This is a genomic window from Opitutaceae bacterium TAV5, from assembly GCA_000242935.3.
In the GTDB taxonomy this organism is placed as follows: Bacteria; Verrucomicrobiota; Verrucomicrobiia; order Opitutales; family Opitutaceae; genus Geminisphaera.
The window spans coordinates 2759305-2775277 of sequence record CP007053.1; the positions used below are offsets into that span (position 1 = coordinate 2759305).

The window sequence follows — 15973 nt, forward strand, 5'->3', positions numbered from 1 at the left end:
ACATTGCGAGATCCTTGTCTCGACTCTCCCTCCCGTTCAGCCGGGTACCTCCCGAGATCCGGAACACCCTTGTCTCCGTCGGACGAATTTCTTCGTAAATGAAGTTGTAAACGTTTTTGAAGATGGATTCTTTACCGGACAATGAAATCGTCCGAATCAGTCGATACCGGGGATGCCGGTCTGGAATGGGAAGCCGTTACCGGCGTTACGGAGCAGGAAGGGGAACGCAGAGGCCGGACCGGGAACTCCCCCATCGGCATCACGCAGCTCGCCGACGTGCTCGGCATCAGTGTCGGCACGATCTCGCGCGCGCTGAACAACCGCTACGGGGTCAACCCGAAGACGAAGGCGCGGGTGATCGAGGCGGCGCGGCGTTACGGTTACGTGCCCAATGGCGCGGCGCGTCAGTTGAAGGCGCGACCATCGTTGATGGTCGGGATGTTTTTCGCGCCGTATTACGGTCCTCAGGGCGAAATCAATCCGGCAGCGCTGGGCATCATCGAAGAGTTGCGCGTGTTCATGCGCAGCCAGGGGATGGAGTTGCAGGTGCTGCATTACCGGGGCGATGACGAGGAGCTGAAAATGCAGGCCAAGACGGTCAACGTGGGCGTGTTTTTCGGGCATTTCGAGGAGGCATCGTTCGCCGCCGTGGACGCGGTGGGGTTGCCGTCGATCCTGTATTCGAAACGGTCGGTGTACGCGTCGCAGGTGTGCGTGCTGCCGAGCACGCGGCACTGCGGCAACACGGCGGTGCAGTACCTGGCGGCGCTCGGACACGAACGGATCGCGCTCGTTACGGGGCCGCTGGTCGAGACGCCGTTCCAGGGATATCGCGAGGGCTTTGTCGAAGGGATGGCGGAATTCCGGATTCCGGTGCGCAAGGAGTGGCTGATCGCGCTGCCCGAGGCGCAGTGCAACCGCGACGGGGCGGCAGCGGCGTTGCTGCCTTTGCTGAAAACGAAGAAGGCAACGGCCCGGCCCACGGCGATGGTGTTTTCTTCGGACTGGCTGGCGCTCGGCGGACGCAAGGCGGCACGCGAGGCGGGCCTGCGCGTGCCGGACGACGTGAGCCTGATCGGCTATGACAACCTGCCGATGAGCGCGGAGCTCGATCCGCCGCTGACGACGTTCGACATCCACCTGCCGGATCTCGTGCAGACGATCACCCGGCTGGCGGCGCAGCTTGGCGCACCGCAGAATCGCGGCACGCCTCCCCCGCAGCACGAAATCCTGATCGTGCCCGACCTGATCAAGCGCGGTTCCTGTGTGTCGTTGCGGCCGGCGCTGTAATTTTCAGATCTTGACGGATGTGACGCGGAGCGTCGTGGCGCGGGCGTCTCGCCCGCAGACGGCGCGGGAGCGCCGCCCCGAGACAAGACTGAGAGGCACCTCCAGAGATGCAGGCGAGACTACCCGCGCCACACGTAGGGGCTTCGCTTGCGAAGCCCGCGTATGCAGGAGGCGGCATCAATAGGCATGCGCGGGCGTCGCAAGCGACGCCCCTACCTGCGGGCGAGACGCCCGCAGAACACGGGCGGGAAGCCCGTGCCACGCGATCCGGCGGCTTCGCCGTCTGCGGGCGAGACGCCCGCGCCACTAATTTCTTCGCGCACTTCGCGATCTTCGTGTAAAATCCAGAACGTTCAGGGAACCGGTATAAGGCGGCGTCCGGGGGCGTTCGGTTTTCAGGTCTTTGAGTGAGAACCGGCTTCAGTTGCCGCCGTGGATGCGGTCGCGGTAGGCGGTGGGGGCTTCGCCGGCGATCTTGCGGAAAACGCGGTTGAACTGCGACAGCGACTGGAAACCGGCCTCGAACGCCGCCTCGCTGATCCGCTTGTGCGGGTTGAGCAGCAGGTTCTTGACCTTTTCCACACGCACACGCGCCAGGTAGTCGGTAAACGTCATGCCCGTGGCCTTCTTGAACATCTTGCAAAAATAGAACGCGCTCATGTTCACGGCCCTGGCCACCTCGTCGAGCGAGAGGTCGTCGGTGTGGTTGTCGGCGATGAAGGCGCGCGCGCGGGCGATGGTGGGCGATTCGGCGTTCTCCTCGCGTACGGCGAGCTGGTTGCTCAGCGTCGAGAGGTGCTGCGCGAAAATCGTCAGCAGCCGGAGGATCGAATCGTACTGCTTGCGCGTGACCACCCGCGTCTGGAAATACGCCTCCTCCAAACTCTTGAGATCCACATCGGTGCCCCATTTCAGGAGCTGGCGGGTGGTTTTGGCGAACTGCTCGTTGTCGGGCTTGTGGAGCAGGATCTGGCCGGTCTGGAGGAAGGCCACGAGGTTTTCCCCCACCCGGATCGGCACAGCCGAGTCACACAGGCCGGCAAAACATTTTAACGTTTTCGGCTCCATCTGCGCCTCCTCCTCGACCTTGCGCTGGAGTTGCAGGCAGGCGGCGCAGGTGTGGTTGGTGGTGGCCATCAGGGCACAGAACGGATTCTCGTTCGGATCCCCATGATGCGGCAGGTCAAAGGCTTCGATCGGGCGGAGGTTGAGCGGCAGGCCGGTCGTGTCCCGAAACGCCTGCTCGTAATCGCGATAAATCTGCGATCGTTTGAGCTGTTCGACGAGCTCCCTGCTGCGTTTGGCGGGCGTATCCGATGACGACATAAAGGATATATCCTCGTTTTTTGTCCAAAAATCGGCAACAAAATCTGCACGATGGAAGGCAAATGATACGCCACCTGATAGCCTTCCCGGTGGAACCCTAATACCCGCTGCCACATGAAAATTGCTGTTTTTAGCGCAAAATCTTATGACCGGCGCTTTTTCGATGCGGCCAACGTCCGGCATCGTCACCGGTTGACTTACTTCGAGGCGCGTCTCACGCGCGACACCGTGCCGCTGGCGCACAGTTTTGATGCGATCTGCGTGTTTGTCCACGACCGCCTCGATGCCGGCGTGCTGGCCCGGCTGGGCGAAGCGGGCATCGGGCTCGTGCTGTTGCGTTCGGCCGGCTACAGCCACGTCGATCTGCGCGCGGCGGCCCGGCTCGGCATGGTGGTGACGCACGCCGCCGCCTATTCGCCGCATGCCGTGGCCGAGCACGCGGTGGCCCTGATGCTGGCGCTCAACCGGCGCATCGCCCATTCGTACATCCGGGTGCGCGAGGGGAATTTTTCCATCGAGGGGCTGCTCGGTTTCAACATGCACGGCAAGACGGCGGCGATCATCGGCGCGGGCAGCATCGGCGCGATCGTCGGCCGCATCCTCCAGGGATTCGGCTGCCGGGTGCTCGCGCACGATCCCTCGCCCTCGACGGAAGCGGCGGAGTCGGATTTTACGTTCGGCTCGCTGGAGGAGGTGATTTCGGAGGCGGATATCATTTCGCTGCATTGTCCGCTCGTGCCGGCGACGCGCCACCTCATCAGCCGCGTCACGCTGCCCTGGTGCAAGCGCGGTACAATGCTGATCAACACCAGCCGCGGCGGACTGATGGACCTGCCGGTGGTGACCGACGCGCTGGAAAACGGCTGTCTCGGTTCGCTCGGCCTCGATGTCTACGAGGACGAGGCGGGTGTGCTCTTCGAGGATCATTCGCGGCAGGATTCCGGGGACGACGTGTTTTCACGGCTGGTGGCGATGCCCAACGTCATCGTCACGGGCCATCAGGGCTTTTTCACGCAGGAGGCGATGGAGGCGATCGCGGAGAGCACGCTGTCGAGCGCCACGGTGTTCGCGTGCGGTGAATCATGCCCGCACGCGCTCGCGCCGGCGGTGCCCGCGCGCGGTGGCAGCCACCCGGCGACGGCGTGAGCAGGTCAGCCTGCTCCGTCCCGAACCGGCTTCGGGAAAAAGGAGGGGCGGCGGGGCAGGGGGGGAGCGGCACACCGCCGGGCAATTCTCCCGTTTTCCCGGGCCGGCTTCGGGAAACTCCGGGTCCCTGGCCGGTTGCCCGGCGTCAGCTTCCCGGAGTTGCGATCATGCCCGAACCGGCGTTCACTCCCGGTCATGCTGTCACTGCAAACCGCCGTGCCTCCCGCCGCCGCTTCCGTCACGCCTGCCGGCGCAGGACAACCCGCGCCCGCTCCGATCGACGTGCTCGACTGGGGCCGCACCCGCTACGAAGCCGCCTGGCGGGCGCAGGACGAACTCGTGGCCCGCCGCATTGCCGGCGATGCGTCCGACACGCTCGTGTTCACCGAGCATGAACCCGTTTACACGATCGGCCTGCGCAGCGGCGCCGAACAACACCTCGTCTGGCAGGAAGCCGCCCTCGCCGCCGAAGGCATCGAGGTCGTCAAGACCAACCGCGGTGGCGACATCACCTACCACGGTCCCGGCCAGATTGTCGGTTACCCGATCGTCAGCCTCGCGCCGCGCAAGGACCTGCACGCCTACCTGCGTTTTCTCGAGGAAGTCCTGATCAACAGTGTCGGCGCGCTCGGCCTCGTGGCCAGCCGCCGCGAGGGCAAGACGGGCATCTGGATCGGCCCGCGCAAGATCGCCGCCATCGGTGTGGCCGTGAAACGCTGGGTCGCGTACCACGGTTTCGCGCTCAACGTGAACACCCGCCTGCAGCACTTCGGCGGCATCGTCCCCTGCGGCATCTCCGCGACCGACGGCACCGTCACGTCCCTGCAAGCCGAACTCGGCCGTGAACACGACATGGACGAGGTCAAAAAACTCCTCGCCGACGAATTCGCCGCCCTCTGGCCCAGGTACCTGGGCGCCGGCGGAGGCTGATTTTCCTGCCCGGGCCGGAAAAAAGCCCACGAAACACACGAAAGGACACGAAAAACGAACCATCGGATTTCTGTCTTTCTTTTCGTGTCCTTTCGCGAGTTTCGCGGGTCGCCCTTCTGTTTTTTGTCCGGTTTTTTGCTCCGGTGGCTGTTATCCAGACAGCCACGAAACCCATGCCGGACGACGCCGCTCTCCTTTGCCGTTACGCCGAAACCCGCGCCGAAGACGCCTTCGCCGAACTCGTGCGCCGTCATCTCGCGTTCGTTTATTCTGCCGCGCTGCGCCGCACCGGAGGCGATGCCCACCGCGCCGAGGACGTCACGCAGATCGTCTTTACCGACCTCGCGCGCAAGGCCCGCGCGCTTTCCCGCCACCCGACGCTGGCCGGCTGGCTGCACACCAGCACCCGCTACGCCGCCGCCTCGGTGACGCGCAGCGAATACCGCCGGCAGCACCGCGAACAGGAAGCCAGCGCCATGGCCGACAACGACACTGCAACCACGCCGCATACCCTGCACCCCGCTATCGCCGACTCCGCCAGCGCCACCGATGCCGACTGGCAGCAACTCCGCCCCGTGATCGACGCGACGCTCGACCGCCTCGACGCCCGCGACCGCGAGATCATTCTCCTGCGCTTTTTCGGAAATCACACCTTCGCCGCCATCGGGGAAAAACTTCGCCTGACCGACGACGCCGTCCGCAAGCGCGCCGATCGTGCTCTCGAAAAACTCCGCCGCCACCTCGCCCGCCGCGGCATCACCTCGACCGCCAGCGCGCTCGGCCTGGCGTTCACCACGCACGCGACGGTCGCCACGCCCGCCAGCCTGGCTGCCGGCGTCACGAATGCCGCGCTCTCGGCGGCAACAGCCACCACCGCCACGACTGCCGCCACCCTTGTCCCGCTCGCCCTCATGACCAAACTCAAAACCGGCGCGCTCGGCCTCGCCCTTGCCGCCGCCGTTACCACAGCCGGCTCGGCCACGCTCGCCATCGTCGTTACGCAACAACACGCGCAACTCACCCGCCTCCGCGCCGCCATCGCCGCCGCCGACCCGGAACTCCCGCGCCTGCGCGCCCGCCTCGACGCCGCCGAACGCGACCGCGATGCCGCCCTTCGCAAGCTTGCCGAAGCCCGTTCCGCCCGAGCCACGCCCCCGCCGCCGCCCCCTCCCGTCCGTACGCTTGCGGACAAGTTTTCCGCCGAAGGCAAAGCTCTCGACGCGAATCCCGAATACGCCGCCTTCCAGCGCAGGCAAAGCCGCCTGTCCGTACAAAAAGACTACGGAAACTTCTTCGACCAACTGGACCTCGACCGCGAAACCCGCGACCGGCTCAAGGAAATCCTCGCCGATTCGCGCGACGAAGTCGTGCGCTCCGCAAAAGAAGCCGGTTACCAGGGGCGGTCTCTTCCCGACGCCGAACGCCGGGAAATCCTATCCGTATTCGATGAAAAGATACGCGAGGTTCTCGGCGACGCGGCCTTCGACGCGCTCGAGGAATACCGGATCATCAACGGAGTATCCGGCTACGGGGACAGCCTGGCCGCCAAAAATATCGGCCTTGCTTTGGCCGACGCGGGCCAGCCCGTCGATCCCGGCCAGCAAGCCCGGATCAGCCGCTATATCTACGAGGAAATCTACGCAAAAAAACCGCCCGCTCCGGATTCCCTGGCCGGGGCGTTGGCCGAAGCTGCCGCCACCACCGGCGGGCTGAGCGCGGATGAACACGCCGTCCTCGCCCGCGCCGCCGCCGATGCGCTTCTCACTCCGGCGCAACGCGAACTCATCCGCCGGTATTTTGCGGACGAACGCGAGTACCGGTTACTCATTTGGAAAACCAGAGAAAGCCTCTCGCCTTCTCCGTAATCCCCCCTCCCGGTTTCCTGCGCGCCAGCCATTCCAGCCACCGCCTCCATCAACTGCCTCCGCATTGACTGTCTCCATTCCGATGAAACACCGTCGCCTTCTTCGCCTCTGGCTCGGCCTCAACCTTGTTCTCTGCCTGGCGCTTGCCGCCGCCTGCGTCGTTGCCCGCGTCGAAATCGCCAGCCTCGCGGTTGCCCGCGACCATGCAACCGCCCAAAACGAAAACCGCCGCCATCGCATCGAAGAGCGTATCCGCACAGCATTACAGGCTCGCGACGCCGCCACCGCCGACCTCGCTGCCATCCCGTCCGGACAATCCGCCTCCACCGGCGCCGGCACTGTTTCCACCGGACCTTCAGCCGAAAAACGCAGCACGATGCACGACCATGAACGCCTTATGAAAAAACTCAGGGCCGACCCCGACTACCGCCGTCATGCCCATCGCCATTCCCGCTGGCGTGTGCAGGAGGAATACGGCGGTTTTTTTGCCCGCCAAAATCTCTCCCCCGACGAGATCGAAAAACTGAAAGAACTCATCATCGAAAAAAGCGATTCGATGAGCGACGCCCGCAAGATCGCGGTCGAACACGGCATCGATGAAGACAGCGGCACGGCCGACCGCCTTGCCAGCCGCGCAGCCGACGATGTCGAAAAGGACATCAAAACCCTCCTCGGCCCCGAGCGTTTCAGTGCCTTCAAGGACGTTTACCACGAAAACCGGGCCCGCGATTTTGCATCCGAAATCGACAGTGTTCTGGGCGACCAGATGCTGCCGACTTTGACCGCCGGCCAGTCTGCCGCGCTCGTCCGCTCTGTCCTCGGGCTCAAGCAACGCTGGAATACCAACAACCCGAAAATCCTGGCCGACATGGCGCCCCTGCTCACTCTTGCCCAACTCGACGCCATCGCCGGGCACCAGAAAGCCGGCATTACCCAGCTGGAGCTTTACATGAAGATCAGCGCCGAAGTCCGTGCCGCCGAAACCGGCGCGGCGGAGAAGCCGGAATAGCCGCGAAGACGTTTCCGGGCAGGATATTCCCCGCGCCCGGAAAAAACAAAAGTTGTGATTCCGCCCGCGGTGGCTTCCCTTGCTCTCTTTCCGACCGATGACCGACACCACGGACACCACGCGCAAACCTTCCTGGCTCCGGGCCAGGCTGCCCACCGGCCCCGGCTACGCCGCCGTGCGGCAAATGGTGGACAACAACAAGCTCCACACTGTCTGCCAGAGCGCGCAGTGCCCCAACCTCGGCGAATGCTGGTCGCGCGGCACCGCCACCGTCATGATCCTCGGCAACATCTGCACGCGCTCCTGCAACTTCTGCGCCATCCAGACCGGCCGCCCCACCGAACTCGACCTCGCCGAGCCCGCCCGCGTCGCCGACGCCGTGGCCGCGATGAACCTCCGCCACTGCGTCATCACCTCCGTCGCCCGCGACGAGCTCAAGGACGGCGGCGCCTCCGTCTGGGCCGCCACCATCCGCGCCATCCGCCACCGCAACCCGCAGACCGCCATCGAGGTGCTCGTGCCCGATTTCAAGGGCCGCACCGAACACATCGACATCGTCCTCGATGCGCGGCCCGATATTTTTAACCACAACGTCGAAACCGTCGAACGCCTCCAGCGCCCCGTGCGCGTGCAGGCCCGCTACGACCGTTCGCGCGGCGTGCTCCGCCACGCCAAAAGCCGCGGCTTCACGACCAAGACCGGCATCATGCTCGGCCTCGGCGAACGCCGCGAGGAGATCGAACAGACGATCCGCGACATCGCTTCCGACGGCACCAACATCCTCACCATCGGTCAGTACCTGCAACCCACGCCGCAGCACTGGAAGATCGACCGCTGGGTGACGCCCGGGGAGTTCGTGCACTGGAAAGAATTCGGCCTCGCCGCGGGTCTCGGCGTGGTCGAGAGCGGCGCGATGGTGCGTTCCAGCTACCACGCCGACGAGCAGTCGCACAAGTACACCGGCGACGCCCACCTCAACCGCGTCAACGCCCTCGTCAACGCTGCGTGATCCGGGAGCGGATTTCACCGCCAGCACCGTCACTCCCGCGGGCCGACAACGGTATCCCGGCTGTTTCCGGTTTTACACAAAGGTCGCAAAGAGCGCGAAGTTGCTGAAAAACAGATCGTTGTGGCCTTCGCGATCTTTGTGTAAGAATCCGGAGGCTTGGAGACGTTGGCATGACCCCTTTTGCCGGGCAGCAAAACGAACGGAAAAACACTGTTCCCTTCGTTGCCTTCTGTTCAAATGAGCCATGCCCGATTTCCGCGCATATTGTCCGACTGGTCCGGCTGAAAAAACCGCCCCTCGCGAACTGCGTCTCGATGCCGCCGAGTCGCATCACCTCGTCGTCGTCAACCGGGCGCGGGCCGGCGATCCGGTCGTCGTTTTCGACGGCCGCGGACGCGAATGGTCCGGCACGCTCGCCGATGCCGGCAAACGCGCCGCCGTCGTTGCCGTCCGCGAAGAATACCGCCGCGCCGTGCCGCTGCCTTGCGCCGTGACGCTGGCGCAGGCCTTGCCCAAGGGCTCCGTCATGGACGACATCGTGCGCCACGCCACCGAACTCGGCGTCGCGCGCATCGTGCCGCTGGAAACTGCGCGCACCCAGGTTCACCTCGAAGCCGATCGCTCCGGGAAAAAACTCGAAAAATGGCGCGCCGCCGCCCTCGAAGCCTGCAAGCAGTGCGGCAACCCTTGGCTTCCCGACATCGCACCCGTGCAAACGCTGGCGGCCTTTCTCGCGGCGCTCACGCCCGCCTCTCTTCCTGCCGCCGCCGGTGCCGCCACTGTTGGCGACAACGAAAACAGCCACGGCGGTGGCGAACTGCGCCTCGTCGCCAGCCTGCATCCCGGGGCGCGCCACTTGCGCGAGGTGGTGGCCGAAGCCCGCACTCTTGCCGGCGGCCATACCCCGGCCCGTGCGGTCTGGCTGGTCGGGCCGGAGGGGGATTTCACGCCGGAGGAGATCGCTGCCGCCCTTGCCGCCGGATTTCAGCCGGTGACACTCGGGCCGCTCGTGCTGCGTTGCGACACCGCCGCCACCAGCGCCCTCGCCATACTCAATCACGAGGTGCTTTGAACCCTGGATTCAGAAGTTGAAACCGCTAAAGAACGCTAAATGACGCTAAAAATGAACGGATTGATCCTGCCAGGGAATGGCTTTGTTTAGCGTCCGTTAGCGCCCTTTAGCGGTTCCCTCTGCTGCGGTTTCCGGAATCGCTCCCTCAGAACCGGAACGACACCCGGTCGCCACCGCCCACAAGGCGACGGACGGCAGACGGCAGCACATCGTCATCGTTGACCCGGCGGAGCTGACTGCGCGAAACCCCATCCTGCGAACCGGTGCCGTCGGAGGAGGCATAGGATTCGGCATCTGCGGCCAGCGCGATAAGCCGCGCCACGCGTGAATCGCCGCGCACCGATGCGAGCGACGCTTCGGAACTGCCTCCGGGCGTCGCAGCGTGTCCGGCCGAGGCCAGCAGAGGCGCCGGCTGACCGGAAAGCGGGCTTGCCGCCGCCGCGAGCAGCGAACCGAAGCTGGCGTGTTCCGTCCCTGCCCAGTCGTCGGCGTCGGGCGCCAGGGTCTGGCTGCCGCCGGGAGAGATCACCAGGCCGGAGCTGCGCTGATCAAGAACGCCCAGGACGTCCACGACAGAAGAGGAAAGGGGAGGCGAGGCGGGAGACATGCCGTCGAGCGCCGCCACCGCGACAAGCGGGCCGCGGACGGGAACCGCCGGCGGCAGGATCGAGGACGGCGTTGTCGCCGGACGCGAACGGGGCGCGGGAGCCGCTACCGGAGCGAGCGAAGGCGCGGTATCCGGCGCAGAAGCCGCGGCCACGAGAATTGCTTCGTCAGACCCGGATTCCGGGCGAGGAGTGGTGGCCGGTTGGCCGGCTTGCGCAGACGCCGCCGGAGAATCACCGGGGGAAGAGGGCGCCGGTGTCTCCGTCGCAGCCACCTGTACCGGAGCTTTGGGCGGCGCGTCAGAGACCGGTGCGGAGGAGGCCGGCCTGGCGGTGGCGGCCACGGTGGCCGCGGCCTGTGGTCGGGTGTCCTGGCTGGCAACGACGATGGCGGGCGACGGGCCGGAGCCGGCGGGGGCGAACGCCACACGCTGGACGCCGACGACAGTGAGGGCGAGGGCCGCCAGCGCTCCGGCCGGGAGGGCGAACGGGGCGGACTTGCGCCAGAGAAGGGCAATACCCAGCCACCACGGGCGGGGTTCGATGCTGGCGGCGAGCTGTTTGGTGCGCAGCTCGGTTTCGAAGCGCGCCCAGAATTCCTCGGGCGGGCGCTCGGCGCGTTTCAGACGCAACAGATCCTCAACAGTCACCACGGTTTTTTTCTGCTCGGGTTTCATGCGCGGAGGTAGGGTTGTAACTCTGCTTGCAACTGCTGCTTGGCGTAGTGGAGACGAGAGCGCACGGTGCCGGTGGAGCAGCCGACAATCTCGGCAATCTCCTCATGGCTGAGTCCGTCTATCTCGAAGAGTGTGATCACGGTACGATGACGGATAGACAGTTTTTGCAGCGCCTCGTTCAATTTTTCCTGGAGTTCGGAAAGGAACAGCCTGCGGTCGGCGCCGTTCTTGTCGGTCAGCTGGTTGACAATCTCGGCGACGGGCGGGTCTTCCTGGAGCTTCTCGAAGCTGAAAAACGAGCGCAGTTTGCTTTTGCGCAGGTGCGACAGCGTCGAGTTGACCGCGATCCGGTAGAGCCAGGTGAAGAAGGAGGACTGGCCCTGGAAGCGGTTGATGGACTGGAACGCCTTCAGGAAGGCATCCTGGGTGAGGTCGGCGGCGTCCTCGCGGTTGGAGGTGAGGTTGTAGACGACGCCGAGCACGCGTTCGCGGTAACGCCGGACGAGAGTGTCGAATGCCTGGACGTCGCCAGCCTGCACTTGCTGGACAATACGCCAGTCCGCATCCGCCTCCTGCTGGCGGTCGGGTGAAGCCGCAAGCGGCCTCGCGATGATTCTGGTGGCGCTGTCCGACATGACGAAGGAGCGCCAAACCTTGGTCAGGACGCCGCGAGAGGCAAACTCAAAGAGGCCGGGAGCGGCGGCGCAGCAGGGTGAAGACCAGCAGTCCGAATCCGGCCAGCGCCGCATGCGCGGCAGGTTCGGGCACGGCCGTGAGCTGTTGCAGGACGATGCTGTCGTTATTGTAGACGATCGTGAATTCGGCCCCGTTGATCGTGATGGACTCACCCTGCGCAAACTGTCCGGCCGCTTGTTGCGAAAGGCCGGTGACGAGAGTGAAGGTATCGGACATGTCCAGCGAAGGCACGTAACCGGAGGCGTTGATTTCGAGCGTGGCCCCGTTCAGCAGCAGGCTGGCGGGGGTGTCGAACACGATCTGGCTGAACGTGTCCGCATCCACGATGGTGACCGAGAGCACGGCATCGGCACCGAAGGTGACGGCATTGTCGGTATCGATATGAAAGGCGCCGGCATCGGCCCGCAGCGTTCCGTTTACCGCGAGCAGGGAGGTGCGGAGCGTGCTGCCCGCGCCGCCCCGGAGCGTGGCGTCTGCGCCGACGGTGAAGGTGCTGTTGGCCGTCGTGCCCTTCAGGCCGAAGAGGGCTCCGTCAGCGAGTCTGAAGGTGCCGCCGGAAACCGTGGTCCTGGTGAGGAGGGCGGAGTCGTGTTCGTAAAAGACCACCTCACCGGCGCCGGTCTTGTTGACCGTCACCGTCTTGCCTGCGGCGGCGGCGATCGGGTCGTGGAACCGGATCTGTTCGCCGGCAGCCGTGTTCAGGTTGAGCGTGGCGGTATTGCTGCTCACGCCGAAGTAAATGGCGTTGGGCGTGCCGGAGCCGGCGACATACGAGAGCTTGCCTCCGGTCGTGCTGAAGCCGGCGCCGTGACGGTTGCCTTCGAAGACGACGTTCCCGTTGAGGTTCAGGGTTCCCTGGTCGAAGTAGATGGCGCCGCCCAGCGTCCTGGCGTAGTTGTTGGTGAAGCGCGAGCCGGAGCCGAGGGTGAGCGTGTTGTTCTGTGTCTTGGCGTAGATGGCTCCGCCGTAGGCGTTGCCGCTGTCGCTGTAAGCGAGGTTGTTTTCAAAGATGCCCTTGTTGATCAGGACGGTGTAATCCCTGCCCGCTGGCGGGGCTGCCGTGTCGGGATTGGTCTCGCCCGACATGATGCTGAGCGCACCTCCGTAGGCCTTGGTGGTGGAGTTGCCCCACACGTAATTGTCCGTGAAAGTGGTCGTGCCCCGGAAATCGAGCTGGGGAGTATCGGTGCCGGTGATATAACCGACATTCACCGCGCCGCCGCGCACCCCGTAGGCATGGGCTCCTGTATTTTTGACGTAATTGCCGGTAAATTCGGCATCCTTTTTGAAGGTGGCGTGCGAGTCGCCGCCATACAGATCCAGCGCTCCGCCGAAGTAGAGCGTGGTGTAGTTGCCCCGGAAAACGGCCTTTTCCTCAAAAACGGCGTCCGCCCAATAGTTGATGGTGACCGCGCCTCCGTAATAGGTCGTGGAATTCCCCTCGAAGGTCGTCTCCCCGGTGAAGGTCAGGGTGGAACGGATGGATGCGCCGCCGCCATAAACGCCGACAGCGCCGGAGGCCTGGCCGGCTCCCCGGTTGCCGGTGAAGGAAACATTCCCCTGCACGGTGGTATTCGTGTTCGACATGACGGAGAGGGCTCCCCCGTATCCGAGGACATCTCCGGCCGTGTTTCCGCTGAACGTGGTGTTGTGCAGGTCCAGGGTGGAATTGCCGGCGGTGACATGGATGGCCCCGGCTCCGCCCGACGAGGCGGTTCCGGTGATCACGGCATTGCGGATGGCGAGCGTGTTCCCGGCGGTGTTGACGTTAAAGCGGTAGCCGGCCCCGCGTCTCTCGATCACGGCCCGCGATCCGTCTTCCCCGTAAGCGCCATCGATGATGACGGTTTTCCGGGTAGTGCCGTTCATGTCGAAAGCTGCTCCCAGCCAGACGTCCCCCAGCAGGTCGAAGGTGTAATTCGTGGCCGTTGCCGCGTTCAGCGTGATTGTCAGGTCGCTGCCGGCGGCAACCGGCGTGGCGGCAGGGAGCGGCGCAAGACCCGGGCCGGACAAAAAAAGCCCGGAGAGCAGGACACCCGGCCACCGTCGAATCGGGGTGATCTGGTATAGCAGAATGTTTTTCATAAGCATGGATAATGATATCCCGCCAGAAAGGTCCGCGTATAGTCAGGTAAACACCTTATTTTTCGTCAGGATTTAGTGCGACCGACGGCCGCACCCTCCCGATTTGTGAGGGGAACGCCGGCTTTTCATCCTGCCGGAGCGAAGGCTGGCCAGGGCTTTCCCTCGTTCCTGTCGGGACGCGACCTGACCGAACTGCCGGAAATCTGCCTGCCTCGCCCGGCCACGCCACGCACAGCAGATGCTGCGTCGCATCGACGCAGCGCCACCGCTCACGCAAACGCGACATGGACCGGCATCGCAGCAAATCCCGGCGAACCCTCTCCAAAAAAATCCATTTTACCGAAGTAGGACTATTTAATGTAAATATCTTCGGACCACGGTCCAACTCCTGCCGTGCCAAGGACTTCCGGGGTCGTGGCAGCAGTCGTGTTGTCCGTTACCTTCGCCGTCCGGGTGGCCATCAACAAAATGCCATACCAAGGCTTGGCGGCGACCTCGCTTTGCTCGGGCGTTGGAACCGGACCGGATGGTGCCAGCGTTCGCAGGAGATTCAGCGGGTTGCCAGAAATACCTGCGGCAAATGGCGCCTCAATCCGGTTGCCGGAAATCACGACATCCTCCGCATTCAAGACCGCTATCGCCGGCCCGGAGGGGCGAACGATCCGGTTGTTGAGTATCCTGATGTCCCGATTCTGCCGCCAGGGCGTAAATTCAGGAGGATTGAAGTAGCGGGCTCCAAATATGGACGAAACCTGGATGGCGGCGAATCCGTAATCGAAGTGCCGCGTGTCCAGCCCGGGCAGCGGCGCGTCGATGACGCTGTTATCGGCTATCTCCACTCCGTCCAGAAACGAGGACTCCAGCCAATAGCGTTCAGGCATCAGTGCAACCGGAGCCAGCACCGTTCTCTCGATCCGGTTGCCGATAATCTTCGTGCCGGGTGAGCGAATCAACAGGCCCCGGCTCGCCGAGTCATGCACATGGCATCCGCGGATTTCCGCACCCGCGCCGGAAAACGTTTTGGAGTCGGCCAGCATGAATTCCTCGCCGGCAACATCCTGATCCAGCTGCGCTTTGATTACGACCCATTCGTTTGCGGGAATGCTGCGTCCGCCCGCCAGTCTTGCCTCTGCACGGGCCGCCTGCCATGCGGACAGTTCCCTCTGTCCATCCACGCGGGATAATTTCTCAAGAGACAGAACGGTGCTGCTTCCCTGAGGCCGCCCGTCTTTCAGGGAGTAAAACGACACCACATCGCCGACATCCAGATTCTGCCCGAACAGACAAAGTATATAGAGCTCCCGCAGTCCAGCCGTCCTGAGAACCGGACTGAAAAAACCGTGGATCGCGATGGCGTCATCCGCCGTGTAGCCGATTTCGCATCCCTCCAGGAGCGGTCCCTTTTTCATCATGTAGGAATGAAACCCGTCCCGATTGGTACTCATCAATCGTCCGCTGCCCGGCTTCGGGATCAGACGGCAATTCCTGAAAACGTTGCCGCCCCGCCCCCCGTGTTCTCCGATTCCAAAACCCGGCGCTGAATAAATATTTATGTTATTGAACGTTATCTGCTCACATTCGCTCACTTCGAGCGCCATGCCCGAATTCGGGAAAAGCGTGAAGCGATCCCCCGCCTTCAGACTGCCGGGTTGCACTCCCGGACGGAAAAGGCGGCCATGCTGCAAGGTCAGCTCATAGACAGCGCGCCCGACATCCCGGATTGAAGTGGCCGCCTCCCAGAGCATGGCATGCATGCGGTCGCCAGCCGGATTAAAAAAGCGTATACCGCCACGCGCCTCTCCGCCGTTCTTGATTTGTATAGGAAAACCCGGATCTCCCGGCGCGCTGAAGTCGGGGTCGAAACGAACCTGAATGCATTTTTCCGCCTCATCGACTCCCGCCACGGTCCCCTGGGTAAAGGGGAGCGGGTCATAATCGATGGTGATATTCTCGATGGTCAGGCCCTTGCATTCGACAACCGAAAACTTCCCCCGACGATTGAACAGGAAGGTGGAGCCGGCGCCATCGATGCGCAGATTTTTATATCGGGAAAGCGTCAGGCTCTCGTCCGGCCCGAATTTGTATATCCCTGACGGGAGGACGACTTCGGCTGCGTACGCGTCGATGGCACTCTTGATCAGTCGAACCGCGTCCTGGCCCGGGTAGGTGGGGACTTCCCTGGCACTTCCGTCTGACGTCAGCAAGGAGAGGCCGGAGGCGAGGAGGAGGGTGAGCAAATGGGTTGATTTTGTCATTGGGTTCT

The 15973-nt window shown here is 63.9% G+C and carries 12 protein-coding genes; 7 read left to right on the forward strand and 5 right to left on the reverse strand.

Annotated features, from left to right (window positions below):
- Window positions 1-141: 141 nt before the first annotated feature.
- A complete protein-coding gene (locus OPIT5_12080; GenBank protein ID AHF90835.1) occupies window positions 142-1290 on the forward strand; it encodes a transcriptional regulator in 1149 nt (382 codons plus the stop codon).
- 420 nt (window positions 1291-1710) lie between these two features.
- Here the strand turns inward: OPIT5_12080 and OPIT5_12085 are convergent, their stop codons facing one another.
- Window positions 1711-2616 carry an AraC family transcriptional regulator gene (locus OPIT5_12085; protein AHF90836.1) on the reverse strand — a complete coding sequence of 302 codons (906 nt, stop codon included), beginning with the start codon at window positions 2614-2616 and terminating at the stop codon, window positions 1711-1713.
- 114 nt (window positions 2617-2730) lie between these two features.
- On the opposite strand from OPIT5_12085, the gene OPIT5_12090 reads away from it, so the two are divergent.
- The 6 genes from OPIT5_12090 (at window position 2731) to OPIT5_12115 (ending at window position 9647) form a co-directional block, all read left to right on the forward strand.
- Window positions 2731-3762, forward strand: coding sequence for a D-lactate dehydrogenase (locus OPIT5_12090; protein AHF90837.1), 1032 nt, complete (start codon window positions 2731-2733; stop codon window positions 3760-3762).
- Between the two features lie 198 nt (window positions 3763-3960).
- Complete coding sequence (locus OPIT5_12095; GenBank protein ID AHF90838.1) at window positions 3961-4692, forward strand: lipoate--protein ligase; 732 nt, start codon at window positions 3961-3963, stop codon at window positions 4690-4692.
- Window positions 4693-4865: 173 nt separating this feature from the next.
- Window positions 4866-6557: a hypothetical protein gene (locus OPIT5_12100; GenBank protein AHF94325.1), complete on the forward strand. Its 1692-nt coding sequence runs from the start codon at window positions 4866-4868 to the stop codon at window positions 6555-6557.
- 82 nt (window positions 6558-6639) lie between these two features.
- A complete protein-coding gene (locus OPIT5_12105; protein ID AHF94326.1) occupies window positions 6640-7566 on the forward strand; it encodes a hypothetical protein in 927 nt (308 codons plus the stop codon).
- A gap of 97 nt (window positions 7567-7663) precedes the next feature.
- Window positions 7664-8575, forward strand: coding sequence for a lipoyl synthase (locus OPIT5_12110; GenBank protein ID AHF90839.1), 912 nt, complete (start codon window positions 7664-7666; stop codon window positions 8573-8575).
- 244 nt (window positions 8576-8819) lie between these two features.
- Window positions 8820-9647 carry a 16S rRNA methyltransferase gene (locus OPIT5_12115; protein ID AHF90840.1) on the forward strand — a complete coding sequence of 276 codons (828 nt, stop codon included), beginning with the start codon at window positions 8820-8822 and terminating at the stop codon, window positions 9645-9647.
- Window positions 9648-9792: 145 nt separating this feature from the next.
- Here OPIT5_12115 and OPIT5_12120 read toward each other — a convergent pair whose 3' ends face one another.
- From OPIT5_12120 to OPIT5_12135, 4 genes are all read right to left on the reverse strand, one after another.
- The gene (locus tag OPIT5_12120; protein AHF90841.1) at window positions 9793-10929 is read right to left on the reverse strand and encodes a hypothetical protein; all 1137 of its coding nucleotides are present in this window, start codon (window positions 10927-10929) and stop codon (window positions 9793-9795) included.
- Window positions 10926-11564 (reverse strand): RNA polymerase subunit sigma-24, encoded by a 639-nt coding sequence (locus tag OPIT5_12125; GenBank protein ID AHF90842.1) that lies wholly within the window; start codon window positions 11562-11564, stop codon window positions 10926-10928. The genes OPIT5_12120 and OPIT5_12125 overlap by 4 nt, the downstream gene beginning before the upstream one ends.
- Window positions 11565-11610: 46 nt before the next feature.
- Window positions 11611-13716: an anchor protein gene (locus OPIT5_12130; GenBank protein AHF90843.1), complete on the reverse strand. Its 2106-nt coding sequence runs from the start codon at window positions 13714-13716 to the stop codon at window positions 11611-11613.
- Window positions 13717-14060: 344 nt separating this feature from the next.
- Entirely contained in the window at window positions 14061-15947 is a 1887-nt protein-coding gene (locus OPIT5_12135; protein ID AHF90844.1) for a hypothetical protein, read from the reverse strand.
- Window positions 15948-15973 lie beyond the last annotated feature (26 nt).